Genomic DNA, 24,768 nt, shown 5'->3' with positions numbered 1-24,768 from the left:
CGGATCAGATCACTGCAAGCGCGAGCGAAAGGCCCGAGAGGAACGCGTCTTCCACGCGATGGCCGGTGCACCAGTCGCCGGCCACGCCGATGCGGGCCTTGGCGTCCCACAGGTGGGTCTGGCCGACAGGCACCTGCGTCTGGGCTTCGTTCCAGCACAGCGCCTGCGCATGCGCGGGCGTGGCATGGATGCCGGTGATCTCGGCGAAGGCGCGCAGCAGCTTGGCCTCGATGCGCGAAGGCGTGTCGCGCAGATGCTCTTGCGACCAGGTGGCGCTGGCCTGCAGCGTCCAGCGTTCGATGGGTTCGCGGCCGGGCTTGGACGATTCGCGTGCCAGCCATGCCACGCGATGGTGGGTGCTGCGCGCCGCGTTCCATTGCGGGCCGAGGTGGGACATGGTGGGCTGGTTGGCCTGCGGGAAGGCGATCATCAGCGTCCAGCAGGGCGCGATGCGTACCGATTCGATCTTGCGGCTGAGCGTGACCGAGAGCTTGCCGTCACCCAGCAGGGCGCGCGTGCGCGAAGGCGGCACGGCGAGCAGCACGGCGTCGAAGCCCGAATACACGTGCTGCGAGTCGTCGGCACCCGCGGTGCGCAACTGCCAGCGTTGGGGGTCGAGCGCATCGGGCTCGATCTGCGTGACCTGCGTGCCGGTGATGAGGCTGTCGCCCAGCGGCGCGGCCCAGCGGGCGACCAGTGCATCCATGCCGGGCTGGGCCACCCAGTGGGCTTCGAGCGAGGGCAGCGCCGCTTCGGCCACGCGGCCGTGGGCATCGAGCACGCGCACGAGGTTGGCGCTCCAGCGCCGGCATTGGCCGGGCGTGGTTTCCAGGGCCAGCGCAAAGCGCGGATCGCGCACGGTGAAGTACTGCGCGCCGCTGTCGAAGCGGCCGAAGGTGGTGTCGATGCTCGCCATGCGTCCACCGGGTGCATCGTCGCGCTCGAACAGCGTGACCGTGTGGCCCGCCTGTCGCAGCGTGCGTGCGCAGGCCACCCCGGCAATGCCGGCGCCGACAACGGCGTAGTGGCGTGGGGCAGCAGGAGTTCGATGGCGGTCGGCGGGCTTTGCAGTTGCGCTTTTGGGCATGGCGGACTCTTTTCTTCTGGATGGAATGCGGATGGATGTGTGTGCACTCTACATCGGTCTGCAGGGGCTGCCGGCTAAGGGCTCACCCTCGGATTGCAAACATGGCGGCCGTTTTCTCAGCGGCCGCGATGCCTCTCGAGCAGCGCGCGCCGCGTGGCTTCGTGCTCGAACTGCGCGAGCCACCATTCGAGCGCGCGCCCCGGCTTGCCCGCGCTGCGCACGCGCCATGCGCAATGCATGGTGCCCAGCGGCGGCTGGCGCTCGGTCTGCAGTTCGACCAGGTGCCCGGCCTCGATGTAGGTGCGCGCCATCGGCTCGGGCAGGAAGCCGCCGCCCAGGCCGTGCAGTTGCGCCGCGATCTTGGCCTGCATGCTCGGCACGGTGAGCACGTCCTGCCCGCCCATGAGGTTGACGGTCATGCCCGATCCGCCGCGCGCCGAATCGGCGGCGGCCACTGCGCGGTACTGGCGCATGACCGCATCGCTCAATGGCTGGGGCACGCGCGCCAGCGGGTGATGCGGCGCCACCGCGTAGACGAAGCGCAGCTCGCCGATCGGCCGGCTGCGAATGCCCGTGGCGGTGAGGGCCAGGCTCGCGGCATCGAGCACGGCGCCGATCGCAAGGTCGGCCTCGCCGCTGGTCAGTGCCTCGATGGTGCCGAGCAGGGTTTCGTCGCGCAGCTTCAGGCGCGTGGGCGGCTCCAGCGCGAAGAAGGCGGTGCACAGGTCGAGCAGCGGATCGCGCGCGATCACGCTGTCGACCGCGATGGTCAGCATCGGCTCCCAGCCGGTGGCCACGCGCTTGACGCGGTTGGCCACCGCGTCGATCTCGTTCAGCAGCCGGGCCGCTTCGCGCAGCAACTCGGCGCCGGCTTCGGTCAGGCGGGCCTGGCGGGCGCTGCGGTCGAACAGCAGCACGTCGAGCGCGTCCTCGATCTGGCGCACCCGGTAGCTCAGCGCGCTGGGCACCAGGTTCAGGGCGCGAGCGGCGGCGGCAAAGCTGCCGGTGCTGGCCACGGTCTGCAGCATGGCAAGGGCGTCGGGGGTCAGCACGTCTCTGGGGCTGGGCATGGTGGTTTCATTGATCAAATTATTTGAATGGTGCCATCAAACCGCGGCGTCTTTCCGAACGGGGCCCAGACCTAAAGTTCTTCACATCCGCTGCGCATCCGGCGCGGCATACGAAAAAGGCCCAAGCATCCCCACAAGGACAGGGCCGAAGGAGTCTGAAGATGTTGCAAGTCCGTAAATCACAGGAACGCGGTTATGCCGACCATGGCTGGCTGCGCTCGTTCCACAGCTTCTCGTTCGCTGGCTACTACGACCCGGCCCACATGGGCTTCGGCAACCTGCGCGTGATCAACGAAGACCGCGTGGCCGCCGGTGCCGGTTTCGGCACTCATGGCCACAAGGACATGGAGATCATCAGCTACGTGCTGTCGGGCGAGCTGGCGCACAAGGACAGCATGGGGAACATCGAGTCCATTCCGCCCGGCGACGTGCAGCGCATGAGCGCGGGGCGCGGTGTGATGCACAGCGAGTTCAACCACAAGGCCGACGAGACCACGCACTTCCTGCAGATCTGGATCGAGCCCAACGTGCGCGGCATTGCGCCGGGCTACGAGCAGAAGAAGTTCAGCGACGCCGAGAAGCGCGGCAAGCTGCGCCTGGTGGCCTCGCCCGACGGCCGCGACGGGTCGGTCACGGTGCATGCCGATGCGAGCCTCTACGCAGGCCTGCTCGATGGCGATGAAAAGGCCAGTCTTGCGCTGGACCCCAAGCGCAAGAGCTATGTGCACCTGGTGCGCGGCGAGCTTGAAGTCAACGGCCAGAAGCTGGTGGGCGGCGACGCCGCGATGCTCGAAGGCGAATCGCAACTGACGCTGGGCGCCGGCAAGGATGCCGAAGTGCTGGTGTTCGACCTGGTCGCGTGATCGATGCCGGGCGCCTGTCGCCCGGTTTTTTTCTTTCTTTCTTGTCTTTTCAATTTCAACAACCGAGGAGTTTTCAACCATGGCAACCACAACCAACACCCCCAACGCAGCACAAGACACGCTGGCCCTGATCGGCCGCCTCATGGTCGCGTTCCTGTTCATTCCCGCGGGTATCGGCAAGCTCATGGGCTTCGGGGGCACCGTCGGCTACATCACCTCGGCCGGCCTGCCGCTGCCCGAAGTGGCGGCCGCGGTTGCCATCGTCATCGAGCTGGGCCTGGGCATTGCGCTGCTGCTGGGCTTCAAGACCCGCTGGAGCGCCATCGTGATGGCGATCTTCACCGTGGTCACCGCGCTGTTCTTCCACAAGTACTGGTCGGCGCCTGAAGCCATGAAAATGATGCAGCAGATCAACTTCAACAAGAACATCGCGATTGCCGGTGGCCTGCTTGCGCTCGCGGCTTTCGGCCCGGGTCGCTTCAGCATCGACAAGCGCTGATCCATTCAACCCCTCAAGGAGCACATGAACATGGCTGACATCGTTGTCGTCTTCCATTCCGGCTACGGCCATACCCAGCGCGTGGCCCAGGCCGTGGCCGAGAGCGCGGGCGCGCAACTGCTCGCCATCGATGCCGACGGCAACCTGCCCGAAGGCGGCTGGGAAACGCTCGCCGCGGCCGACGCCATCATCTTCGGCTCGCCCACCTACATGGGCGGCGTGAGCTGGCAGTTCAAGAAATTCGCCGATGCCTCGTCGAAGGTCTGGTACACGCAGGGTTGGAAGGACAAGCTTTTTGCCGGCTTCACCAACAGCGCCACCATGAACGGCGACAAGGTCACGACCATGACCTACCTGTGGACGCTCGCGATGCAGCACAGCGGCATCTGGGTCAGTATGGGCATCCTGCCGAGCAACAACAAGGCGGCCACGCGCGATTCGATGAACTACGTGGGCGGCTACGGCGGCCTGCTGACGCAATCGCCGTCCGATGCCAGCCCGGCCGAAATGCTCAAGGGCGACTTCGAGACCGCCCGTGCATTTGGTGCGCGCATTGCCCAAGTGGCAAGATCGCGCGCAGCAAAGTAACCCACCAGCCAATGGCCCACGGCCCACGGAGAACACGATGACCGACAACGCCGCCCCCCAGACCCAACTGCTTCGACCGCACGACAAGGACCTGGGCGGTGGCTTCAACGTGCGGCGCCTGCTGCCGGCGGCGCAGCGCCGCTCGGTCGGGCCCTTCGTGTTCTTCGACCACTTCGGGCCGGCCACCGAGCAGCCGGGCAATGCGCACGACGTGCGTCCGCATCCGCACATCGGCCTGTCGACGGTCACCTATCTCTTCAAGGGCGCGATGATGCATCGCGACAGCCTGGGCAGCGTGCAGGAGATATTGCCCGGCGCCATCAACTGGATGACGGCAGGGCGCGGCATCGTGCATTCCGAGCGCAAGCCCGAGCGCCTGAAAGCCGACACCTACGTCAACCACGGCCTGCAGCTCTGGGCCGCACTGCCGCAGGCGCATGAAGAGGTCGAGCCCAGCTTCGAGCACACGCCGTCCGAGGCCATTCCCGAACTTGCGTCGCAGGGCGCGGCGGTGCGTGTACTGGTGGGCGAAGCCTTCGGCGCTCGCTCGCCGGTGAAGACGCTGTCGCAAACGATTTACCTCGACATCGCACTGCCGGCCGGTGGCCGCTTCGAGCTGCCCGCACTGGCGCCCGAACTCGCCGTGTACGCGGTCGATGCCGATGTCGTCGTCAATGGCGAAGCGGTGCCCGCGCACACCATGGCCGTGCTGCCCGACGGGCAGGGCGCGGTGCTGACGGCCAGCACGGCCGCGCGCGTGATGGTGATCGGCGGCGAGCCGCTCGACGGCCCGCGCTACATCACCTGGAACTTCGTCTCCAGCCGGCGCGAGCGCATCCTCGAAGCCGGTGCCGACTGGGCCGCGCAGCGCATGGGCCATGTGCCCGGCGAAACCGAGTTCATTCCGCTGCCGGGCAAGCCCTTCGACGTGCGCGAGCCCGACACGGGCACCAGGCCAGCCTGAAGCGTTTGTGAAGAGCGGGCGGGGGCGGGCGATAAAGTCCGCAGGCCCCGAACCGACGAACGCATCCAGAAAGGCAGCAGCACCCCATGGCAGTTTTCCGGACCTCCGAGATCGCACCCGGCGAATACGACGATCTGTTCGACTTCCTCATGAAGGAGCTGAAGCTCTTCAAGCGGCAACTGGTCTTCATGCTCAAGCATGTGCAGACCGGTGAGTCGATGGTCTTCGACCGCGTCTGGTATCACTTCCATCGCAAGGACCAACTGGTCCAGCTCCTGAAGGACGGCAACTACGCGGCGGTTGCCCAGTTGCCCGTCAACAAGGAGGGCCAGTCGGGCATCTACATCGAGACCCGCTACATCAAGTCCGGCAAGCTCGTGAGCCTCCAGATGGTGGAGGCACGGCCGCATGAAGGCGGGCGCTATGTGGGCCTGACGCCGGCCGTGGTGTTCACCGAGGCCGATGGCGAACGCATGCTGTCGTTCGTCAAGAACCTCCAATAAAAAAGGCCCGATACATCGGGCCTTTTCTCTTTCTGCGTGGCGCCAGACTCTGCGCGCCACGTCGGCTTATTCGTTGCCGATCGCCACAGTTTCGGACGGCGACGCACCGGGCGGCGCCTTCGGCAGTTCGACCACCGCCTTGCGCCCGCCACGGGCACGCCAGGCCGAGTAGCCCACGCCGGCCAGCAGCAGTGCGCACAGGCCGATGAAGGTGCCGCTGATCGGACGCGTCACGAACACCGTCATGTCACCACGCGAGAGCAGCAACGCACGGCGGAAGTTTTCTTCCACCATCGGCCCGAGCACGAAGCCCAACAGGATCGGCGCGACCGAGAACTCCAGCGTCATCAGCAGCGCGCCGACGATGCCGAACACCAGCACTTCCCAGATCTGGAACAGGCTGTTCTGCGTGCTGTACACGCCGGTCGCAATGAAGAACATCGCGGCCGGGAACAGGTACTTGTAGGGCACCTTCAGCAGCTTCACCCACACGCCGATCAGCGGCACGTTCAGCACCACCAGGATCACGTTGCCGATCCAGAACGAGGCGATCAGGCCCCAGAAGATGTCCGGATGCTCGGTGATGAGCTGCGGGCCGGGCTGGATGCCCTGGATCAGCAGCGCACCCAGGATCAGCGCCATCACCGCGTCGCCCGGAATGCCCAGGCTCATCGTCGGGATGAAGTCGACCTGCGTCTTCGAGTGGGCCGAAGCCTCGGGGCCTGCCACGCCTTCGATCATGCCGGTGCCGAACTTGTTCGGCGTCTTCGACACCTTGCGCTCCAGCGCATAGGCAATGAAGGTGGTGATGGTCGGGCCCGTGCCGGGCATCGCACCGAACACCGTGCCCACCAGCGTGCCACGCAGCATCGCGGGGAAGGCGCGCTTGAGCTCTTCCTTGCTCGGGCGCATGTCGCTGAGCTTCAGGGTGCCCGTGTCGCCGATGGTCTTCATGCGGTTCACGTTGAGCAGGAAGTCGGCCACGCCGAACAGGCCCATCGAGATCGCCACGAGTTCCAGGCCGTCGCTCAGTTCAGGCAGGCCGAACGCGAAGCGGAAGCTGCCGCTGTTCACGTCGGTGCCGACCACGCCGCACAGCAGGCCGAACAGCGTCATGGCCACGCCCTTGAGCGGCGAGCCGCGCGACATGGTGGAGCCAGCCAGCAGGCCCAGCAGCATGATCGAGAAGATCTCGGTCGGGCCGAACTTGAACGCGATCTGCACCAGCAGCGGCGAGGCGAAGATCATCACGATGATGCCGACCGAGGCCGCGAAGAACGAGGCGATCATCGTGATCCCGAGCGCCACGCCCCCCTTGCCCTGCTTGGTCATGGGGTACCCGTCCAGACAGGTGACCGCATGCGGCGGGTGCGACGGCATGTTCATCAGGATGGCGCCGATGGCACCACCGTACTGCGAGCCGTAGAAGATACCGGCCAGCATCAGGATGGCGGGCACCGGGTGCATCACGTAGGTGAGCGGCAGCAGGATCGAGATGGCCTGCAGCGCGCCCATGCCCGGCAGCACGCCGATCAGGTTGCCCACCAGCACGCCGAAGAAGGACCACATCAGGTTCGAGCCCTGGAAGGCCACGCCGAAGCCGAACCACAGGTCGTGTAGCGATTGACCGATCATGGTGTCAGCCTCCCCACTGGAACAGGGGGAGCTGCAACTTGAGCGCCCACCAGAAAACAACCACCGCGATGAACGACATCGCGAGCGAAAGGAGCAGCGCTTCGGTCAGCGTGTTGTCGCGGTCGCCGAGCGCCGAGATGAACACGATGGCGAAGGTCGCCGGCAGCAGGCCGCCGTACTCGCCGAACAGCAGGAACGCCAGGATGCCCAGGATGATGCAGACGCCGCCGCGGATGTCGGGCATGCCGCCCGGGTGTCCGTGCGACACGGCCTCTTCATCCGACACGGGCTTGTCGCCGCGCGCGGACACCGCGATCAGCAGGCCGGTGAGTGCGAGCAACGCACCCAGCGCGACCGGGAAGAAGCCCGGCCCCATGTGCGCCAGCTCGCCGACGCGATAGCCGATGCCGGCATACACCGCGGCCAGTCCGATGACGATCAGCAGTGCTCCGCCGTAGTAGTCTTTTTTGAATTTTGAAGCGGGCCGAGGCGCGTGCGAGGCCGGATCTTCACCGAGCTGGTGCTGCATAAGTCTCCTTCGATTTGGAAGGAGGGCAGTCTAGAAATCGAGGCTTTCAATCGCCTTTCGGACAGGGCGCAAACGACCTGCGGACCCTCAAAATACGTGTAATCACGTACCGGCGTATCCGGTGAAACCCTTGCAAAAACGGGCCTCAGAAGGCCCGCAGCGGCAGTCGCAGGATGGCGCGCAAGCCGCCGCCGGTGGCGCTCTCGGGCATGTCCGCACTTTCGAGTTCGATCTCGCCGCCGTTGCGTCGTGCATAGCTGCGCGCGATGGTCAGGCCCAGGCCTGCGCCCTGTGCCGCACCGTTGCCGGTGGCGGGGTCGCGATGGAAGCGCTCGAACACGCTGTCGCGCCGTTCGGGCGCGATGCCGGGGCCGCTGTCGCACACCTCGGCCAGCGCGTACGAGGCTTCGCGCCGCACGGTCACCGTGATGTTGCCGCCGCGCGGCGTGTACTTGATGGCGTTGTGCACCAGGTTCGCAAGCACCTCGTGCAGCTCGGCGGCGTTGGCCGTCACGGGCAGCACGGGCGGGTCGTCCGCCTCGCCGGCTTCGTCGGTGCCGTCGTTGTCATCGCCGGCATCGGCCATGCCTTCGGTGGCGATGTCGCCGCGCGCATCGACCCAGCCCAGGTCCTGGTCGTTCTCGCGCGCCAGCGGCAGGTATTGCAGCACCACGGCGCGCGCGATGGCGTTGAGGTCGACCGCGGCGGGCTCGACGGCGGCGATGGCATCGTCGGTGGTGGCATGGGCCAGCGCCAGCAGTTGCTCGCTCAGGCGGCGCGTGCGCGCAAGCTGCGCGACGATGGCATGCAGCGATTCGCGCATGCGGGCCGGATCGGTCTCGCGCACCGCGTAGCCGGCCTGTATCGACAGAATGCTCAACGGCGTGCGCAACTGGTGCGAGGCATCGGCCAGGAACTGCGAATGCTCGGCCACCATGCGGCGGTGGCCTTCGATGTGATGGTTGACCGCATCCACCAGCGGCACCACTTCCTGCGGCACGCCGCTGGCGTCCAGCGGCTGCAGGTTGTCGCGCGAGCGCTCGCGCAGCGAGCGGCGCAGGCGCTCCAGCGGGCGCAGCGTCCAGGCCACGCCCAGCCACACGAGTATGGACATCACCAGCACCATGCGCGTGTCGCGCAGCAGCTCCTGGCGCAGAGTTTCCGATTGCGCCTGGGCGCGCGGGCCGGTGCCTTCGGCGGCCTGGATCAACACGCTCCAGGCGGTGCCGGGATGCACGTTGTCGTACACCGTCTGGCGCAGGGCGGCCACGCGCACCGGATGCTGCTCGTGCACCGCGTCATAGAACACCGGCGTGCCGTCGGGCGGGCGCTCCGACGGACGCGGCAGGCCGGGCACGCCCATCAGCGTGGTCTCGGGCGCGTTGACGTCGAGCGTCTCGCCCTTGGCGATGCGCTGCACGCCCACGTGCAGGTACTTGTAGCGCAGGTGGGTCGACTCGAACATCGACTGGATGGAGAAGGGCTCCTGCACGCGCACGCTGCCGTCGCTGGCGACGACGATGCCGTTGGCCAGCGCCTGCACGGGTTCGAGCAGGCTCTGGTCGTAGGCCACCACCAGCGCGTCGGTGAGCGCGCGGTAGTCGTTCCAGCTGTCGAGCGCCAGCAGCGCGATGATGCCGGGCAACAGCAGCGCGAGCAGCCGCGCGCGGATGCCGAAGCGGCGCGGCTCAGTCGCCGGCGGGGGCGTCGTCGTCGGGGCTGGTGGAACCATCGGCAATGCTCTCGAGCATGTAGCCCAGGCCGCGCACGGTGACGATGCGCACGTCGCTGTCCGCGAGCTTGCGCCGCAGCCGGTGCAGCACCACTTCGATGGCGTCGGGGCCGGCGGTGCTGTCGTTGGTGAACACCTTGGCAAAGAGCTGCGACTTGCCGACCGGCGCGCCGCTGCGCATCAGCAGGGCCGTAAGGGCCGCCTGCTCGCGCGGCGTGAGCGACAGCAGCGTGCCGCGCAGCGAGAAGGCATGGCTTTCGCTGTCGTACGAGAGCGATGCGCACTGCAGCCGCGGATGCTGCTTGCCGCGGCTGCGCCGCACCAGCGCCGACAGGCGCGCTTCGAGTTCGACCAGCTCGAAGGGCTTGGTGAGGAAGTCATCGGCACCGAGGTTGAGGCCGCGCACCCGGTCCTGCAGCGCGCCCTGCGCGGTGAGGATCAGCACCGGCGTGCGGTCGTCGGCATTGCGCATGTCGGCCAGCACGCTCAGGCCGTGCTTGTCGGGCAGGCGCAGGTCGAGCACGATGGCGTCGTATTCGGTGCCGGCCATGAAGGCTTCGGCGGTGCGCGCGTCGGGCGCGTGGTCGGCGACGAAGCCGCTCTGTGTCAACGCACGGATCAGCCACGAGGCCATGTCCAGTTCGTCTTCCACCAGGAGGATGCGCATGAGAGAGGACGCCGGTTATTTCTTCAGGCCGATGCCAAGGTCGATGTCTTCAGCGGCGCGTGCGCTGGCATCGGCCGCGCGCGCGCTCAGGTCGGGCGCCAGGGCGCGCCGGCCGTCGAACACGAAGCAGTCGCCGTGGTAGTGCGCGCCGCCGACCTCTTCGAAGTATTTCAGGATGCCGCCTTCGAGCTGCAGCACATGCTCGACGCCTTCTTCGCGCATCAGGATCGCGGCCTTCTCGCAGCGGATGCCGCCGGTGCAGAAGCTCACGACGGTCTTGCCCTTGAACTCCTCGCGGTGCGCCTTCAGCGCGGGCGGGAATTCGGTGAACTTGGTGATGCGCCAGTCGATCGCGCCGTCGAAGGTGCCTTCGTCGACCTCGAAGTCGTTGCGTGTGTCGAGCAGCGCGATCTCGCGGCCTTCGTCGTCATGGCCCTGGTCGAGCCAGCGCTTGAGCGTGGGCGCATCCACGCCCGGCGCCCGGCCGGCGGAGGGCTGGATGGCCGGGTGGTCCATGCGGATGATCTCGCGCTTGAGCTTGACCAGCATGCGCCGGAAGGGCTGCGAGGCGGACCAGCTTTCCTTGGTTTCGAGATCGGCAAAGCGCGCATCGGCGCGCAAACCGGCCACGAAGGCATGAACGGCCTCGGTGGCGCCCGCCAGAAACAGGTTGATGCCCTCCGGGGCCAGCAGGATGGTGCCCATGAGGCCCAGGGCCTGCGCGCGGGCGCGCAGGTCTTCACGCAGCACGGGGCTGTCGTCTATGGCTACGAATTTGTAGGCCGCGATATTCAGAATCTCTTGCACGGGGGGCGATTGTAGGGATTGCCAACCCACATCGTGGGGTGCGGCTTTCTACAATGGAAGGATGTTTGTTCACCTGCGCCTGCACACCGAGTTTTCCGTCGTCGACGGCACCAACCGAATCGACGAAGCCATCAAGGCCGCCGCTGCCGACAAGCAGCCAGCCCTCGCGATCACCGACCTGAACAACCTGTTCGGGGCGATCAAGTTCTACAAGCAGGGCCGGGGCAAGGGCGTCAAGCCCGTCATCGGCGCTGAAATCTTCATCGAGGGGCTGGGCAAGGAGCCCGGCGTGCTCACCCGCATCGTGCTGCTGGTGCAGAACATGGAAGGCTATCTGCACCTGTCCGAGCTGCTGGCGCGGGCCTGGACACAGAACGTGGGCCGCGGCCAGTCGCAGGCGGCCTGCAAGCTCGAATGGGTCGAGGAGCTGCAGGGCGGGCTGATCGCGCTGTCGGGCGCGCAGGCCGGCCCGCTGGGCGCGCCGCTGCTGCAAGGGCAGGAAGAGCGCGCGGCCGAGCTGGCGCTGCAACTGGCGGGGATGTTCCCGCACCGCTTCTACATCGAGCTGCAGCGCGCCGGCCGTCCGGAAGACGAGCCGCACGTCGTTGCCGCCGTCAAGCTCGCGGCGCGGCTGAACCTGCCGGTGGTGGCCACGCACCCGGTGCAGTTCGCTGAACGGCAGGACTACGAGGCGCACGAGGCGCGCGTGTGCATTTCCGAAGGCGAGATCCTGGGCAACCCGCGCCGGGTGCGCAAGTTCACCGACGAGCAGTATTTCAAGTCGTCCGCCGAGATGCAGGCGCTGTTTGCCGACGTGCCGAGCGCGCTGGCCAACACGGTCGAGATCGCCAAGCGCTGCAACCTGACGCTGGTGCTGGGCAAGCCGCAACTGCCGGACTTTCCGACGCCCTTCGTCAGCGAAGGCGTGCGCATGCCGATCGACGACTTCTTCCGCCAGGAGTCGTTCGTAGGCCTGGAAGCGCGGCTGAAGCACCTGTACCCCGACGAAGCCAAGCGCGATGCCGAGCGGCCGCGCTATGTGGAGCGCCTGGAGTTCGAGATCAACACGATCCTGAACATGGGGTTCCCGGGCTACTTCCTGATCGTGGGCGACTTCATCCAGTGGGCCAAGGCCAACGGCTGCCCGGTGGGCCCGGGCCGGGGCTCGGGTGCCGGCTCGCTGGTGGCCTACGCGCTGAAGATCACCGACCTCGACCCGCTCGAATACAAGCTGCTGTTCGAACGTTTCCTGAACCCCGAGCGCGTCTCGATGCCCGACTTCGACATCGACTTCTGCCAGGGCAACCGGGACCGCGTGATCGACTACGTGAAGGACAAGTACGGCCGCAATGCCGTCAGCCAGATCGCCACCTTCGGCACGATGGCCGCGCGCGCGGCCATCCGCGACGTGGGTCGCGTGCTGGACATGAGCTACATGTTCTGCGACGGTATCAGCAAGCTGATTCCGAACAAGCCGGGCATGTCGGTCACGCTGCAGTACCCGCCCGAGAAAAAGATCGAGGGCGACAAGAACAACTACGCCATCGAGATGGAGCCGCAACTCGCGCAGCGCATCGAGAAGGAAGAAGAAGTCAAGATGCTGGTCGAGCTTGCACAAAAGCTCGAAGGCATGACGCGCAACATCGGCATGCACGCGGGGGGCGTGCTCATTGCGCCGGGCAAGCTCACCGACTTCTGCCCGCTCTACCAGCAGCCGGGCAGCGACTCGGCCGTGAGCCAGTACGACAAGGACGACGTCGAAGCCATCGGCCTCGTGAAGTTCGACTTCTTGGGCCTTGCCACGCTCACCATCCTGGAGATTGCCAAAGAGTTCATCGTCAAGCGCCACAAGGGCCAGGAGAACTTTGCCTTCGAGGACATCAAGCTGACCGACGCGGCCACCTACCGGCTGTTCTCGGAAGGCAAGACCGAGGCCGTGTTCCAGTTTGAAAGTCGCGGCATGCAGGGCATGCTGAAGGACGCGCGGCCCACGCGGCTGGAAGACCTGATCGCGCTGAACGCGCTGTACCGCCCCGGCCCGATGGACCTGATTCCCAGCTTCGTGGCGCGCAAGCACGGCCGCGAAGAGGTGGAGTACCCGCACCCGGCCGTGGCCGAGATGCTGTCCGAGACCTACGGGATCATGGTCTACCAAGAACAGGTGATGCAGACCGCGCAGATCCTGGGCGGCTACTCGCTCGGCGGCGCCGACTTGCTGCGCCGCGCGATGGGCAAGAAGAAGCTCGAGGAGATGGCCGAGCACCGCGAGAAATTCCGCGCGGGCGCGCTCTCCACGCACGGCATTCCGCAGGACAAGGCCGACGAAATCTTCGACTTGATGGAGAAGTTCGCGGGCTACGGCTTCAACAAGTCGCACGCCGCTGCCTACTCGCTGCTGGCGTATCACACGGGCTGGCTCAAGGTTCACTACACGGCCGAATTCTTCTGCGCCAACATGACCGTGGAAATGGACGACACGGACAAGCTGAAGCTGCTGTTCGAGGACGCCGAGAAGAATTTCGGCATCACCTTCGAGCCGCCGGACGTGAACCGTGGCAACTACCGCTTCGAGCCGGTCACCAACCGGGTGATCCGCTATGGCCTGGGGGCCGTCAAGGGCACGGGTCAGCTCGCGGTCGAGGCCGTGGTGCGGGCGCGCGAAGAGGGCGGCCCGTTCAAGAGCCTGTACGACTTCTGCGTGCGCATCGACCGCCAGCGCATCAACAAGCGCACGGTCGAGGCGCTCATCAAGGCCGGCGCCTTCGATGCGATCCAGCAGAACCGCGCCTCGCTGAGCGCCTCGCTGGACCGCGCCTTCGAGTTCGCCAGCGCCACCGCCGCCAATGCGGCGCAGGTCGACATCTTCGGTGACGCAGAGCACGGCTCGGCCACACAAGAGCCCGAACTGGTCGACGCCACGCCCTGGGGTGTGAAAGAGCGGCTGACGCTGGAAAAAACCGCCGTCGGCTTCTACCTGTCAGGCCATCTGTTCGACGAGGTCTCGCACGAGGTGCGGCGCTTTTGCAAGCGCGAGATCGGCGACCTGCTCGACAGCCGCGACCAGCAGGTGATTGCCGGCATCGTGAGCGACTTCCGCGTGATCAACGGCCAGCGCGGGCGCCTTGCGATCTTCAAGCTCGACGACAAGTCCGACTCCATCGACGCGACGGCCGACGAGGCGCTGATCAACGCCAACCGCAACACACTGAAGGACGATGAACTCGTGATCGTCAGCGGCCGCATCCAGCCCGCGCGTGGCGGCTTCGAGGCGCGCTTCCAGGTGCAGCAGGTGTGGGACCTGGCCACGGCGCGCTGCCGCTTCGGAAAGTTCCTGCGCGTGGCGGTCAACGGCAAGGCGCCCGACATCGCGCGGCTGGTGAAGGACTTTCCGCCACGCACCGAGCAGACCGAAGTGGGCGACCTGGTGCAGGGTCTGCCGGTGCGCCTGTCGATGGCGCGCGGCGGTGCGCAGGTCGAACTGCAACTGGGCGAGCGCGCCAAGTTCTTCCCGACCGACGCGGCGCTCGCAAGCTGGACCGCGCAGGCGGAGGCGGGCAAGGCGCAGGTCGTCTACGAGTAGCAGCAGCAGTGAATGGCCCCGACCTGACAAGGGTCGTGGAACCATTGCGGGGTACGTGGCGTCCATCAGTTTCTTCACAACCAGGCTGTTCGAGGAGGAACGATTGCCATGCCCCATACCTATAACAAGTCCCTGAAGAACGCCGCGCTCGCGCTCGGCATGTCGCTGGCCATGTCGGCTGCCTTCGCGCAGTACGCGGGCCCGAGCACTGTGCCGGCCATGACGGTCAAGCAACTGCTCGATACCGGCAAGGACGACCAGCACGCCACGCTGCGCGGCTTTCTCGTGTCGCACGACGGCGGCGAGCACTACACCTTTGCCGACGACAGCGGCCGCATGAAGGTCGAGATCGATGCCAAGCACTTTCCGCCGGGCGTGAAGATCGACGACAAGGTGCGCGTGGAGATCACCGGCGAACTCGACAAGAGCCTGGTCGGCAACAAGGTCGAGCTGGACGTCAAGCGCCTGAGCCTGGCGCCCTGAACGCCGCCGCCGCGCGCGCCGCGGCGGTGCTCGATCGTCAGTGCGACGAGATGGGCGCCACCGCGAGGTCGGGCAGCACGTTCATGATGCGCAGCGTCTGCTGCACCACCTGGCTGAACACCGGCGCCGCCACGAGGCCGCCGAAGTACTTGCCCGCACTGGGCTCGTCGATCATCACCGCGACGATGATGCGCGGCTTGTCGATGGGCGACATGCCGGTGTACCAGGCGCGGTACTTGTTGCTCGCATAGCCCTTGCCGACCTGCTTGTGGGCCGTGCCGGTCTTGCCGCCCACCGAATAGCCTACGGTCTGCGCGAGCGGCGCGGTGCCGCCGGGCGCAGCCGCCATGCGCATCATCTTGCGGACGTCGCTCGCCACCGTCGGCGAGAACACCCGCACGCCGGCCGGCTCGGTGCCGGTGTTCTTCAACAGGCTCACCGGAATCACTTCGCCGTCGTGCGCGAAGGCGGTGTAGGCATGCGCGATCTGGAACAGCGAGGCCGAGAGGCCGTAGCCGTAGGACATGGTGGCCTGCTCGATCGGCCGCCATGACTTCCACGGCCGCAGCCGGCCCGTGACCGCGCCGGGGAAGGGCGTCTGCGGCTTCTGCCCCAGGCCCACGGCGGTGAGTGAATTCCACATCTCCTGCGCCGACATGCGCTGCGAGATCTTGGTGGCGCCGACGTTGCTCGACTTCTGGATCACACCCTCGACCGTCAGCACGCCGAAGTTCTCGTCGTCGTGGATGGTGGCGCCCGTCACGGTGATGCGGCCGGGGTTGGTGTCGATGATGGTCTTGGGCGTCACGCGGCCCAGTTGCAGCGCGGTGGCGATGGTGATCGGCTTCATGGTCGAGCCGGGCTCGAACACATCGGTCATGGCGCGGTTGCGCAGTTGCTCGCCCGTGAGGTTGTGGCGGTCGTTGGGGTCGTAGCTGGGGTAGTTGGCCATGGCGAGCAGTTCGCCCGTCACGGTATCGACCACCACCACGCTGCCGGCGCGCGCCTTGTTGGCGATCACGGCGTCGCGGATTTTTTCGTAGGCCACGAACTGCACGCGGTCGTCGATGCTGAGCTGGATGTCGTGGCCGTCGGTCGGCGGCACCTGGTCCTCGGTGTCCTCCACGATGTGGCCCAGCCGGTCTTTCAGCACGTGGCGCGAGCCGGCCTTGCCGGCGAGTTCTTTTTCGAACGCCAGCTCGATGCCTTCCTGGCCGATGTTCTCGACGTTGGTGAAGCCGGCCACGTGCGCGGCGGCCTCGCCTTCGGGGTACTGGCGCCGGTAGTCGCGGCGCAGGTAGATGCCCTTGATGTTGAGCGCGGTGACCTGCTTGGCCACGGCCTGGTCGACCTGGCGCTTGAGCCAGACGAAGGTCTTGTCTTCGTCCGCAAGCTTCTTGTCGAACTCTTTCTGCGGCATGCCGAGCAGCTTGGCCGCTTCCTTGAGCTTGCCTTGCACGACGGGGTCATCACGCTCGATGTCTTCGGGAATGGCCCAGATGCTGGGCGCCGGAATGTCGGACGCGAGGATCAGGCCGTTGCGGTCGAGGATGCGGCCGCGGTTGGCGGGCAGCTCGAGCGTGCGCTGGTAGCGCACTTCGCCCTGGTGCTGGAAGAAGTCGTTGTTGAAGATCTGAACGTAGGCTGCCCGGCCTGCCAGCAGCACGAAGCCGAAGGCGATGCTGGCCACGATGAACTTGCTTCGCCACACGGGCGTCCTGCTGGCGAGAAGCGGACTGCTGCCGTACCGGATGTGACCGTTGGGGTTCATCTTGTGCGGGCGTGGGGCCCGGCTGTTGTTGTCCGCGTGTAGACAACGCGGCGTTGATCAAGTTCCGGGTGGTGTGTGAAAGCCACCCGGAACCGGAGCATAAATCAGCGCTTGGGTCGCAGCGAGACGATCAGCGACGGGAAGATGCGCCCGTCGGTGTCGCGCGGCAGCCTGTCGGTCTTGCGCAGGCCGCGCTCGGCCGCGTCGTCCCAGCCCGGAAGGCCGCTCGACTTGCTGAGCTTGACGTTGACGATGGTGCCGTCGGGTGCCAGGCTCACTTCGAACTCGGCCGCCGGATTGCCGTTCACGGTGTCGGCATCGGGGAAGGTGATGTTCGGGCGCACGGCGGCGGCAATGCGTCCGGCGTAGCCGCTCGACGGGCCGGACGAACGCTGGGCCGTGCCCTTCGAGTCGTCGGCACCGCTGGCGCCGGCCATGCCCTGCATGCGCTTGAGCGTGGCGGCGCGATCGGCGGCGGCCTGCTTGGCTGCTGCCTCGGCCTTCTTGGCTTCGACCTGCTTGGCGTCGGCTTCCTGCTGCTTCTTCGCGTCGGCCAGCTTCTGCTGCTGTTCCTTCTTGCGGTCGGCTTCGTCCTGCGCGCGCTGCTTGGCTTCCAGCTCTTTCTTCTTTTGCTGTTGCTGCTGTTCGAGCTCGCGCTCTTTCTGTTCCTTTTGCTCCTTGAGCTTCTTCTCGCGCTCCAGCGCGATGTCGGGCGCGCGCGGTGCGGGCGCCGGCTCAGGCTCCTTGGCGACAGGGGGCGGTGGTGGTGCAGGCGCGGGAGGCGGCGGCGCGGGTACTGGTGCCGGTGCCGGCGGCGCGGACAGGCGCGGGGCGGCCTGCTGCACCGTGGACGACCACAGCTCGGCATCGACCGCGCCTTCGTCGGGGTCGCTTTTCCAGCGCACGCCCCAGGTCAATGCCGCGATCAGCAGCCCATGGGCGATAAGGGCGAGCACCAGGGCGCGCGGCGTACCGCGCTGTGGCGGTGGCGCGAACTCGGGGCGGTCCAGAGCGAGCGACATGCCTTATTTGCCGCCCGTGGTCGTGACCGACAGCCCCACGCGCTCGATGCCGCTGCGCTTGAGTTGGTTCATGGCCTTGACGACGGTTTCGTACTTCACCGACTTGTCGGCGCTGATGACCACCGGGCGCTGGTCGTCGCCGCCCTGGGCGGTCTTGGCGGCCGAGCCGATCTGCGTCATGGGGATCGACGTGCCGCCGGTGCCGGTGGACGGGTCTTTCTTGATCTGCACTTCGTCGTCGCTCTTGATGACGATCTCGATGGGCTTGTCGGGCTGCTTGTTGGCGCGGTCGACCGTGGGCAGGTTGATCACGCTCGGCGTGATCAGCGGCGCCGTGACCATGAAGATGATCAGCAGCACCAGCATCACGTCGATGAACGGGACCATGTTGATCTCGTTGATCGTGCGGCGTCCTCGGCCCCGGGATGAAACGGCGGGCATGCGCGTGCGTTCCCGTTCAGCGGTTGGCCGGAGCCACCGACGATGCAGAGCCGCCCGCGTTCGGATTGGCCGAGAGGTTGCGCTGCAGGATGTTGGAGAACTCCTCGATGTAGGTTTCGAGGGCGATGGCGATCTTGTCGATCTCGCGGGCGAAGCGGTTGTAGCCGACCACCGCCGGAATGGCGGCGAACAGGCCGATGGCGGTGGCCACCAGCGCTTCGGCGATGCCGGGGGCCACGGTGGCCAGCGTCACCTGCGTGAGGGCGGCCAGGCCGGTGAAGGCATGCATGATCCCCCAGACCGTGCCGAACAGGCCCACATACGGCGACACCGAGCCGACGGTGGCCAGGAACGACAGGTTCTGTTCGGCCGCGTCCAGCTCGCGCTGGAAGCTCGCGCGCATCGCGCGGCGGGCGCCGTCGAGCAGCGTGGGCGCGTCGGTGACGTGGCGCTCGCGCAGCTTCTGGTACTCGCGCATGCCGGAAGCGAAGATGCGCTCCATGGGGCCGGCGAACTTGGCGTTCTGGGCGGCCGAGGCGAACAGTTCGTTCAGGCTGGTGCCCGACCAGAACTCGCGTTCGAAGTCGTCGTTGAGCGCACGCATGCGCTTCAGGGCGAAGAACTTGCGAAAGATCGCGGCCCAGCTTGCGATCGAGACGATCACGAGCAGCAGCACGACCAGTTGCACCACGAAGCTCGCATGGAGCAGGAGATTGATGATGGAGAGATCTTGATTCATGGCTTGAAAGGTTGAGTCATGGAGCCGCTGTAGCGCTCAAGGGTTCCCGTCACTTGTTTCGGTATGCGTGCGGGACGCAATGTGGTGGCATCCACCCAGCCGATACGGATCGTGCCTTCGCACAGCAAGACGGGTGCCACAGCCCCCGTTTTCTCTTGCTCTGTTTTTGATAGCACGCGCTGACCGATTATCAACGACGCCGTACCCAATTGTTGGAGATCGGCGGTAACCAGCAGTTCGTCGTCGAGCCGGGAGGGCCGATGGTATTTGAGCTGCGTTTCACTCACCACGAACTGGCCGCCGGTTTCTTCGCGCAGCTTGCGCTGCTCCACGCCCAGCGAGCGCAGCCACTCGGTGCGGCCGCGCTCCATGAACTTCAGGTAATTGGCGTAGAACACGATGCCGCCGGCGTCGGTGTCTTCCCAGTAGACGCGGAGCGGGAACGCGAAGCTCATTGCTCGGTCATGGCCCGCAGGCGCGCGCTGGCTTCCTGCAGGTGAGCCATCGAGCTGGCCGTGGAGAAGCGAACGAACTTCGCCGTTTCGGCCGTGCCGAAATCGCGGCCCGGCGTGACGGCCACGTGGGCGCGCTTCATGGTCTCGAAGGCGAAGTCCCAGCTGCCCGAGATGCCGAGCTTGTCGGCCACGCTCGTGCAGTCGGCCCAGGCGTAGAAGGCGCCATCGGGCATCACGGGCACGTTCAGGCCGAGCGCGTTGAGCTGCGGAATGAACCAGTCGCGGCGCGCCTTGAACTCGGCGCGGCGGCGTTCGTACTCGGCAATGCTGTCGGCCTCGAAGCAGGCCAGCGCCGCGTACTGCGACACCGTGCTCGCGCAGATGAAGAGGTTCTGCGCCAGCCGCTCGATCACCGGCACCAGCGCATCGGGCACCACCAGCCAGCCCAGGCGCCAGCCGGTCATGTTGAAGTACTTGCTGAAGCTGTTGATGCTGACGACGTTGTCGTCGATGGCCAGCGCGGTCTGCCCGAAGGCATCGTCGTACGAGAGGCCAAGGTAGATCTCGTCGATCAGCGTGATGCCGCCGCGCTGCGACACCACCTCGTGGATGCGGCGCAGTTCGTCGGGCGCGATCGAGGTGCCGGTCGGGTTGGACGGCGAGGCGAGCAGCACGCCGCGCGTCTTGTCGGTCCAGGCGGCCTCGACCTTCGCGGCGGTGAGCTGGAAGCGCTCTTCGGCCGTGGTCGGGATCAGCACGGCCTTGCCGTCCGCCGCGCTCACGAAATGGCGGTTGCAGGGGTAGCTGGGGTCGGGCAGCAGGATCTCGTCGCCGGACTCGATCAGCGCAAGGCAAGCCAACTGCAGCGCAGCCGATGCGCCGGCCGTGACGACGATGCGGCGGGCCGGCACGTCGACATTGAAGCGGCTCTTGTACCAGCCGCTGATGCGTTCGCGCAGGTGGTCGAGGCCGGTGGCCTGCGTGTACTGCGTGGCGCCTGCGCGCACGGCGCGGGCGGCGGCTTCCTGCACGAGCGGCGGCGCGGTGAAGTCGGGCTCGCCGATGTTCAGGAAGATCATCGGCCGGTCGGTGTGAGCCACCTCGCGTGCCAGTACACCCGCGGCCTTGGCCACTTCCATCACATAGAAGGGCTCGATGCGCTGCGCGCGCGTCGAAATCCTCATGCCTTGGCCTTGCCTGAAGCCCGATCAGCTTCGACTTCGAGCGGACGCAATTGCGGCGCCAGGCCGTTGAGCACGGCGTTCACATACTTGTGGCCGTCGGTGCCGCCGAATTCCTTGGCCAGCTCGATGCACTCGTTGAGCACCACGCGCCACGGCACGTCGAGGCAGTTCTGGAATTCGTAGACGCCGATCCACATCACGGCGTGTTCAACGGGCGAGATTTCTTCGAACTTGCGGTCGAGCAGCGGGCGGATCAGCGCGTCGAGTTGCTCGGCGCCTGCGATCGAGCCGTGCAGCAGCGCGTCGTAGTGCAGCGCATCGGCCTTGTGGAAGCCCGCGAGGTCGCGCGTGAAATGGTCGATGTCGGTCGGGTCGTTGCGGCCCACCAGGTGCTGGTAGAGCGCCTGCAGCGCGAACTCGCGAGCGCGGCTGCGGTTGGACTTGGCCGAAGCCTTGCGCGCGCCGGTGCTGGTGAGGCCCACGCGCGATTGACGGGGCTTGGTGCCAGTGGGCTTGGAGGTGTCTTCGGTCATGAAAGGGTGGCCAACAGTTGCGCCATCTCGACAGCCACACGGGCTGCGTCGCGGCCCTTGTCGGTCTGCCGGGCAACGGCTTGCTCGAGGTTTTCGGTGGTGATGATCGCGTTGGCGATGGGAAGGCGGTAGTCGAGTGAAACGCGGCTCACGCTCGCGCCCGATTCGTTGGCCACCAGTTCGAAGTGGTAGGTCTCGCCGCGGATGATGCAGCCCAGCGCTACGAGCGCGTGGTAGCCGCCGCGCTCGGCCAGCGCCTGCAGGGCGATGGGCACTTCGAGCGCGCCGGGCACCTGCACATGGTGGATGTCGGAAGCGGCCACGCCGAGCGATTCGAGTTCCGACAGGCAGGCCGAAGCCAGCGCATCGGTGATGTCGGCATTGAAGCGCGCCTGCACGATGCCGATGCGCAGGCCTTTTCCGTTGAGCGGCTTGGCGTCCGCGCCTTTGTTTGCACCTTGCATGATGGTCAGTCTTTCGTGAGGTAGCCGGCAATTTCGAGGCCGTAGCCCGCAGCCATGCTCGGCATGCGACGCGGCGTGCCGAGCAGGTTCATCTTGTGCACGCCGCATTCGCGCAGGATCTGCGCGCCGATGCCGTAGCTGCGCAGGTCCATGCGGCCGCGCTCGGGCGCTTGCGCGGGACGCGCGGTGCCGTCGAACTGGGCCAGCAACTCGGCGGCCGATTCGCCGCAGTTCAGCAGCACGGCCACGCCCTTGCCTTCGGTCGCGATGTGCGAGAGGCTGGCGTCCAGGCTCCACGAGTGCAGCGAGCGGTTGATTTCGAGCGCGTCGAGCACCGACAGCGGCTCGTGCACGCGCACCGACACCGTGTCTTCGGGCGCCCACTTGCCGCGCACCAGCGCGAGGTGAACGCCGCGGCTGGGCTTGTCGATGAAGGCGTGGGCGGTGAAGGCACCCCAGGCAGTCTGGATTTCGCGGCAGCCGACTTTTTCGACCAGCGTTTCGACGCGGCTCCTGTGCTCGATCAGCGCGGCGATGGTGCCGATCTTGATGTCGTGCTCGGCCGCGAAGACCTGCAGGTCGGGAAGGCGGGCCATGGTGCCGTCTTCGTTCATCACCTCGCAGATCACCGAAGCGGGCGAGCAGCCGGCCATGGCGGCGAGGTCGCAGCCGGCTTCGGTGTGGCCGGCGCGCATGAGCACGCCGCCGTCCACCGCCTGCAGCGGGAAGATGTGGCCGGGCTGCACCAGGTCGGCGGCCACGGCGTTGGGCGCGACGGCGGCTTGCACGGTGCGCGAGCGGTCGGCGGCCGAGATGCCGGTGGTCACGCCTTCGGCGGCTTCGATCGACACCGTGAAGGCGGTCGAGTGCTTGGCGCCGTTGCGCTGGACCATCGGCGGCAGTTGCAGCCGCTCGCACATCTCGCGCGAGAGCGTCAGGCAGATCAGGCCGCGCGCGTGGCGCGCCATGAAGTTGATGGCTTCGGGCGTGATGTGGTCGGCGGCGATGACGATGTCGCCTTCGTTCTCGCGGTCTTCCTCATCGACCAGGATCACCATGCGGCCGGCGGCAAGCTCGGCCACGATTTCCTCGACCGAGGCGATCGGTGCGGGGGCGCGCGCGGTGCGGGGGGCGCCGATGGGCGTGACGGAGGCGTTCATTCGGCTGTGTCCTTGGAATACGGGGCGGTCGGCGGCACCAGCACGCCGGCCTGGAGCATGCGCTCCACGTAGCGCGCCACGGTATCGATTTCCAGGTTGATCTTCGAGCCGGCCTTCAGGCCGCCGAGGGAGGTGTTTTCGACGGTGTGCGGGATCAGGTTGATGCTGATCTCGGCGCCGCCTTCGATGTCTTTCACGGTGTTGACCGTGAGGCTCACGCCGTTGATGGTGATGGAGCCCTTGTAGGCGAGGAAGCGGGCGAGGGCGGGCGGCGCGACCACGCGCAGCTCCCAGCTTTCGCCGACCGGCTCGAAAAAGCTCACGGTGCCGATGCCGTCCACATGGCCGGCCACGATGTGCCCGCCGAGCCGGTCGCTGGCGCGCAATGCCTTCTCGAGGTTGATGCGGCTGCCTTCGTCGGTCAGGCCGGCGGTCTTGTCGAGCGATTCGGCGGAAATGTCGATGGTGAACTGCTGTCGCTCGGGCAGGAGCGTGGTGACGGTCATGCAGGCGCCGTTGAGCGCGATGCTGTCGCCGAGCCCCACGTCATCGAGATACCCGTCGGGCACCGCAATGCTGAGTCTTTTGCCAAAGGAGGAGGAGGTGCCGAGGTCGTGAATGGCGACGATGCGCCCCACGCCGGTGATGATTCCGGTGAACATTCGCACATTTTCGCAGAGAACGAGGGGCGTTCGGGGTAAACGCTAGAACGCGTCCCTTCCGGCGACCCGGGCCACGATCCGAAGGTCCGGCCCGAGCATGTCGACAGACCTGAATTCCAGGGGCAGCGCGCCAGCCAGCGAGGTCAGCGGACCGCCCGTGTGCAGGTGGCTTGCAATGTCGAGCCCCTTGCCGATCAGCTTGGGAGCCATGTAGACCAGCAGCTCGTCGACGCAGCCTTCACGCAGCATCGACCCATTGAGCTTGTGGCCCGATTCGACGTGCAGCTCGTTGACGCCGCGCGCCGCCAGGTCCTTCAGCAGGGCGGGCAGGTCGACCTTGCCATCGGCGTTGGGCAGGCAGGTGACCGTGGCGCCACGGGCTTCCAGCGCGGCGGCCTTGGCTTCGTCGCGGCTGGCTGCGTAGATCCAGACTGGGCGACCCGCTATGAATATATGAGCGTCGACCGGCGTCTGGAGTCGACTGTCCACCACCACCAGATGCGGCTGGCGCGGGGTGTCCACCAGGCGCACGTCAAGGCGCGGGTTGTCTTCGAGCACGGTGCCGACGCCCGTCAGCACCGCGCTGGCCCTGGCCCGCCAGGCATGGCCGTCGGCGCGGGCTGCTTCGGACGTGATCCATTGGCTCACGCCGTTGTCCAGCCCGGTCTTGCCGTCGAGCGAGGCCGCGACCTTCAGGCGCACCCACGGCTGCTTGCGGACCATGCGGCTGAAGAAGCCGATGTTCAGTTCGCGCGATTCGGCTGCGCCGGGCCCGACCTCCACCTCGACACCCGCCGCGCGCAGGCGCTCGAAGCCTTGTCCCGCCACCAACGGGTTCGGGTCGGCGAGCGATGCCACGACCCGCCGCACCCCCGCCGCGATCAGCGCATCGCAGCAAGGGCCGGTGCGGCCATGGTGCGAGCAGGGCTCGAGCGTGACGTAGGCCGTGGCACCGGCGACCGAATGGCCTTGCGCTGCGGCATCGCGCAGCGCCATCACTTCGGCATGCGGGCCGCCGGCTTTTTGCGTGTGGCCCTGGCCGAGCACGCGGCCGTCGGCATCGCACAGCACGCAGCCCACGCGCGGATTCGGATCGGTCAACAGCAGCGCCGAAGCGGCCAGTTGCAACGCGGTGGCGATGTGCTGTGTGTCTTGTTTGTGAGATGGCATGGGGCCTGGCGGGAAAAATTAACAGCGGTGTCGCCGGATCATACGAGCGGCATCCGAACACGGATGAACGGCGCGCATGCCCGCGCGGATGGCCCCTTAGGCTCGAAGCCCGATGGCGGGAACAAAGAAGCAACTCGAGTTGCAAGCGCACAGGGAGGAC

The 24,768-nt window shown here is 66.7% G+C and carries 25 protein-coding genes; 7 read left to right on the top strand and 18 right to left on the bottom strand.

Annotated features, from left to right (window positions below; all coding sequences use genetic code 11):
• Positions 1–4: 4 nt before the first annotated feature.
• Both ACSFB7_RS13660 and ACSFB7_RS13655 read right to left on the bottom strand, forming a co-directional pair.
• Positions 5–1,087 (bottom strand): NAD(P)/FAD-dependent oxidoreductase, encoded by a 1,083-nt coding sequence (locus ACSFB7_RS13660; protein ID WP_435470870.1) that lies wholly within the window; start codon positions 1,085–1,087, stop codon positions 5–7.
• A gap of 116 nt (positions 1,088–1,203) precedes the next feature.
• Positions 1,204–2,157 (bottom strand): LysR family transcriptional regulator, encoded by a 954-nt coding sequence (locus ACSFB7_RS13655; RefSeq protein ID WP_435470868.1) that lies wholly within the window; start codon positions 2,155–2,157, stop codon positions 1,204–1,206.
• Between the two features lie 161 nt (positions 2,158–2,318).
• Between ACSFB7_RS13655 and ACSFB7_RS13650 the strand changes: the two genes are divergently transcribed.
• The 5 genes from ACSFB7_RS13650 (at position 2,319) to ACSFB7_RS13630 (ending at position 5,574) form a co-directional block, all read left to right on the top strand.
• Positions 2,319–3,020: a pirin family protein gene (locus ACSFB7_RS13650; protein WP_435470866.1), complete on the top strand. Its 702-nt coding sequence runs from the start codon at positions 2,319–2,321 to the stop codon at positions 3,018–3,020.
• Between the two features lie 79 nt (positions 3,021–3,099).
• Positions 3,100–3,519, top strand: a complete 420-nt coding sequence (locus ACSFB7_RS13645) for a DoxX family protein (RefSeq protein WP_435470864.1) — start codon at positions 3,100–3,102, stop codon at positions 3,517–3,519.
• A 30-nt stretch (positions 3,520–3,549) separates the two neighbouring features.
• The gene (locus ACSFB7_RS13640; protein ID WP_435470862.1) at positions 3,550–4,107 is read left to right on the top strand and encodes a flavodoxin family protein; all 558 of its coding nucleotides are present in this window, start codon (positions 3,550–3,552) and stop codon (positions 4,105–4,107) included.
• A 37-nt stretch (positions 4,108–4,144) separates the two neighbouring features.
• On the top strand, positions 4,145–5,071 hold the full coding sequence (locus ACSFB7_RS13635) for a pirin family protein (RefSeq protein WP_435470860.1): 927 nt from the start codon (positions 4,145–4,147) through the stop codon (positions 5,069–5,071).
• Positions 5,072–5,157: 86 nt separating this feature from the next.
• Entirely contained in the window at positions 5,158–5,574 is a 417-nt protein-coding gene (locus ACSFB7_RS13630) for a hypothetical protein (protein WP_435470858.1), read from the top strand.
• Between the two features lie 66 nt (positions 5,575–5,640).
• Here the strand turns inward: ACSFB7_RS13630 and ACSFB7_RS13625 are convergent, their stop codons facing one another.
• From ACSFB7_RS13625 to ACSFB7_RS13605, 5 genes are all read right to left on the bottom strand, one after another.
• Complete coding sequence (locus ACSFB7_RS13625; protein ID WP_435470856.1) at positions 5,641–7,209, bottom strand: tripartite tricarboxylate transporter permease; 1,569 nt, start codon at positions 7,207–7,209, stop codon at positions 5,641–5,643.
• A 4-nt stretch (positions 7,210–7,213) separates the two neighbouring features.
• Entirely contained in the window at positions 7,214–7,738 is a 525-nt protein-coding gene (locus tag ACSFB7_RS13620) for a tripartite tricarboxylate transporter TctB family protein (RefSeq protein WP_187110796.1), read from the bottom strand.
• 145 nt (positions 7,739–7,883) lie between these two features.
• Entirely contained in the window at positions 7,884–9,470 is a 1,587-nt protein-coding gene (locus tag ACSFB7_RS13615; protein WP_435470854.1) for a sensor histidine kinase, read from the bottom strand.
• The gene (locus ACSFB7_RS13610; protein ID WP_435470852.1) at positions 9,427–10,137 is read right to left on the bottom strand and encodes a response regulator; all 711 of its coding nucleotides are present in this window, start codon (positions 10,135–10,137) and stop codon (positions 9,427–9,429) included. Before ACSFB7_RS13610 ends, ACSFB7_RS13615 begins: the two co-directional genes overlap by 44 nt.
• Positions 10,138–10,152: 15 nt before the next feature.
• Positions 10,153–10,944 (bottom strand): sulfurtransferase, encoded by a 792-nt coding sequence (locus ACSFB7_RS13605; protein WP_435470850.1) that lies wholly within the window; start codon positions 10,942–10,944, stop codon positions 10,153–10,155.
• Between the two features lie 61 nt (positions 10,945–11,005).
• On the opposite strand from ACSFB7_RS13605, the gene dnaE reads away from it, so the two are divergent.
• Both dnaE and ACSFB7_RS13595 read left to right on the top strand, forming a co-directional pair.
• Positions 11,006–14,524, top strand: a complete 3,519-nt coding sequence (dnaE, locus tag ACSFB7_RS13600) for a DNA polymerase III subunit alpha (protein ID WP_435470848.1) — start codon at positions 11,006–11,008, stop codon at positions 14,522–14,524.
• Positions 14,525–14,632: 108 nt separating this feature from the next.
• The gene (locus ACSFB7_RS13595) at positions 14,633–15,007 is read left to right on the top strand and encodes a YgiW/YdeI family stress tolerance OB fold protein (RefSeq protein WP_435470846.1); all 375 of its coding nucleotides are present in this window, start codon (positions 14,633–14,635) and stop codon (positions 15,005–15,007) included.
• Between the two features lie 37 nt (positions 15,008–15,044).
• On the opposite strand, the gene ACSFB7_RS13590 is transcribed toward ACSFB7_RS13595, so the two are convergent.
• The 11 genes from ACSFB7_RS13590 to ribD all read right to left on the bottom strand — a co-directional run bounded on the left by ACSFB7_RS13590 (position 15,045) and on the right by ribD (position 24,608).
• Positions 15,045–16,778 (bottom strand): peptidoglycan D,D-transpeptidase FtsI family protein, encoded by a 1,734-nt coding sequence (locus tag ACSFB7_RS13590; protein WP_435470844.1) that lies wholly within the window; start codon positions 16,776–16,778, stop codon positions 15,045–15,047.
• A gap of 104 nt (positions 16,779–16,882) precedes the next feature.
• Positions 16,883–17,800, bottom strand: a complete 918-nt coding sequence (tolA, locus tag ACSFB7_RS13585) for a cell envelope integrity protein TolA (RefSeq protein WP_435470842.1) — start codon at positions 17,798–17,800, stop codon at positions 16,883–16,885.
• 3 nt (positions 17,801–17,803) lie between these two features.
• Positions 17,804–18,241, bottom strand: a complete 438-nt coding sequence (locus ACSFB7_RS13580) for an ExbD/TolR family protein (protein WP_124457272.1) — start codon at positions 18,239–18,241, stop codon at positions 17,804–17,806.
• Positions 18,242–18,257: 16 nt separating this feature from the next.
• Positions 18,258–18,980, bottom strand: coding sequence for a protein TolQ (gene tolQ / locus ACSFB7_RS13575; RefSeq protein WP_435470840.1), 723 nt, complete (start codon positions 18,978–18,980; stop codon positions 18,258–18,260).
• Entirely contained in the window at positions 18,977–19,435 is a 459-nt protein-coding gene (locus ACSFB7_RS13570; protein WP_435470838.1) for a YbgC/FadM family acyl-CoA thioesterase, read from the bottom strand. The genes tolQ and ACSFB7_RS13570 overlap by 4 nt, the downstream gene beginning before the upstream one ends.
• Entirely contained in the window at positions 19,432–20,619 is a 1,188-nt protein-coding gene (locus ACSFB7_RS13565; RefSeq protein WP_435470836.1) for a pyridoxal phosphate-dependent aminotransferase, read from the bottom strand. Before ACSFB7_RS13565 ends, ACSFB7_RS13570 begins: the two co-directional genes overlap by 4 nt.
• Positions 20,616–21,152 carry a transcription antitermination factor NusB gene (gene nusB / locus ACSFB7_RS13560; protein ID WP_435470834.1) on the bottom strand — a complete coding sequence of 179 codons (537 nt, stop codon included), beginning with the start codon at positions 21,150–21,152 and terminating at the stop codon, positions 20,616–20,618. Before nusB ends, ACSFB7_RS13565 begins: the two co-directional genes overlap by 4 nt.
• On the bottom strand, positions 21,149–21,616 hold the full coding sequence (gene ribH / locus ACSFB7_RS13555; protein WP_435470832.1) for a 6,7-dimethyl-8-ribityllumazine synthase: 468 nt from the start codon (positions 21,614–21,616) through the stop codon (positions 21,149–21,151). Before ribH ends, nusB begins: the two co-directional genes overlap by 4 nt.
• Before the next feature lie 5 nt (positions 21,617–21,621).
• Positions 21,622–22,776 (bottom strand): bifunctional 3,4-dihydroxy-2-butanone-4-phosphate synthase/GTP cyclohydrolase II, encoded by a 1,155-nt coding sequence (ribBA, locus tag ACSFB7_RS13550; RefSeq protein WP_435470830.1) that lies wholly within the window; start codon positions 22,774–22,776, stop codon positions 21,622–21,624.
• Positions 22,773–23,438 carry a riboflavin synthase gene (locus tag ACSFB7_RS13545; RefSeq protein ID WP_435470828.1) on the bottom strand — a complete coding sequence of 222 codons (666 nt, stop codon included), beginning with the start codon at positions 23,436–23,438 and terminating at the stop codon, positions 22,773–22,775. Before ACSFB7_RS13545 ends, ribBA begins: the two co-directional genes overlap by 4 nt.
• A 42-nt stretch (positions 23,439–23,480) precedes the next feature.
• On the bottom strand, positions 23,481–24,608 hold the full coding sequence (gene ribD / locus ACSFB7_RS13540) for a bifunctional diaminohydroxyphosphoribosylaminopyrimidine deaminase/5-amino-6-(5-phosphoribosylamino)uracil reductase RibD (RefSeq protein ID WP_435470826.1): 1,128 nt from the start codon (positions 24,606–24,608) through the stop codon (positions 23,481–23,483).
• Positions 24,609–24,768: the final 160 nt, after the last annotated feature.

This window comes from Variovorax raffinosi (assembly GCF_051216615.1).
In the GTDB taxonomy this organism is placed as follows: Bacteria; Pseudomonadota; Gammaproteobacteria; order Burkholderiales; family Burkholderiaceae_C; genus Variovorax.
Note: the sequence above shows the minus strand (reverse complement) of the source record. Positions and strands in the feature narration are given on the sequence as shown.

Excerpts from the sequence above, each read along its gene's own strand:
- ACSFB7_RS13660 (WP_435470870.1), bottom strand. The coding sequence starts at position 1,087 with ATGCCCAAAAGCGCAACTGCAAAGCCCGCCGACCGCCATCGAACTCCT.
- ACSFB7_RS13655 (WP_435470868.1), bottom strand. The coding sequence starts at position 2,157 with ATGCCCAGCCCCAGAGACGTGCTGACCCCCGACGCCCTTGCCATGCTG.
- ACSFB7_RS13650 (WP_435470866.1), top strand. The coding sequence starts at position 2,319 with ATGTTGCAAGTCCGTAAATCACAGGAACGCGGTTATGCCGACCATGGC.
- ACSFB7_RS13645 (WP_435470864.1), top strand. The coding sequence starts at position 3,100 with ATGGCAACCACAACCAACACCCCCAACGCAGCACAAGACACGCTGGCC.
- ACSFB7_RS13640 (WP_435470862.1), top strand. The coding sequence starts at position 3,550 with ATGGCTGACATCGTTGTCGTCTTCCATTCCGGCTACGGCCATACCCAG.
- ACSFB7_RS13635 (WP_435470860.1), top strand. The coding sequence starts at position 4,145 with ATGACCGACAACGCCGCCCCCCAGACCCAACTGCTTCGACCGCACGAC.
- ACSFB7_RS13630 (WP_435470858.1), top strand. The coding sequence starts at position 5,158 with ATGGCAGTTTTCCGGACCTCCGAGATCGCACCCGGCGAATACGACGAT.
- ACSFB7_RS13625 (WP_435470856.1), bottom strand. The coding sequence starts at position 7,209 with ATGATCGGTCAATCGCTACACGACCTGTGGTTCGGCTTCGGCGTGGCC.
- ACSFB7_RS13620 (WP_187110796.1), bottom strand. The coding sequence starts at position 7,738 with ATGCAGCACCAGCTCGGTGAAGATCCGGCCTCGCACGCGCCTCGGCCC.
- ACSFB7_RS13615 (WP_435470854.1), bottom strand. The coding sequence starts at position 9,470 with ATGGTTCCACCAGCCCCGACGACGACGCCCCCGCCGGCGACTGAGCCG.
- ACSFB7_RS13610 (WP_435470852.1), bottom strand. The coding sequence starts at position 10,137 with ATGCGCATCCTCCTGGTGGAAGACGAACTGGACATGGCCTCGTGGCTG.
- dnaE (WP_435470848.1), top strand. The coding sequence starts at position 11,006 with ATGTTTGTTCACCTGCGCCTGCACACCGAGTTTTCCGTCGTCGACGGC.
- ACSFB7_RS13595 (WP_435470846.1), top strand. The coding sequence starts at position 14,633 with ATGCCCCATACCTATAACAAGTCCCTGAAGAACGCCGCGCTCGCGCTC.
- ACSFB7_RS13590 (WP_435470844.1), bottom strand. The coding sequence starts at position 16,778 with ATGAACCCCAACGGTCACATCCGGTACGGCAGCAGTCCGCTTCTCGCC.
- tolA (WP_435470842.1), bottom strand. The coding sequence starts at position 17,800 with ATGTCGCTCGCTCTGGACCGCCCCGAGTTCGCGCCACCGCCACAGCGC.
- ACSFB7_RS13580 (WP_124457272.1), bottom strand. The coding sequence starts at position 18,241 with ATGCCCGCCGTTTCATCCCGGGGCCGAGGACGCCGCACGATCAACGAG.
- tolQ (WP_435470840.1), bottom strand. The coding sequence starts at position 18,980 with ATGAATCAAGATCTCTCCATCATCAATCTCCTGCTCCATGCGAGCTTC.
- ACSFB7_RS13570 (WP_435470838.1), bottom strand. The coding sequence starts at position 19,435 with ATGAGCTTCGCGTTCCCGCTCCGCGTCTACTGGGAAGACACCGACGCC.
- ACSFB7_RS13565 (WP_435470836.1), bottom strand. The coding sequence starts at position 20,619 with ATGAGGATTTCGACGCGCGCGCAGCGCATCGAGCCCTTCTATGTGATG.
- nusB (WP_435470834.1), bottom strand. The coding sequence starts at position 21,152 with ATGACCGAAGACACCTCCAAGCCCACTGGCACCAAGCCCCGTCAATCG.
- ribH (WP_435470832.1), bottom strand. The coding sequence starts at position 21,616 with ATGCAAGGTGCAAACAAAGGCGCGGACGCCAAGCCGCTCAACGGAAAA.
- ribBA (WP_435470830.1), bottom strand. The coding sequence starts at position 22,776 with ATGAACGCCTCCGTCACGCCCATCGGCGCCCCCCGCACCGCGCGCGCC.
- ACSFB7_RS13545 (WP_435470828.1), bottom strand. The coding sequence starts at position 23,438 with ATGTTCACCGGAATCATCACCGGCGTGGGGCGCATCGTCGCCATTCAC.
- ribD (WP_435470826.1), bottom strand. The coding sequence starts at position 24,608 with ATGCCATCTCACAAACAAGACACACAGCACATCGCCACCGCGTTGCAA.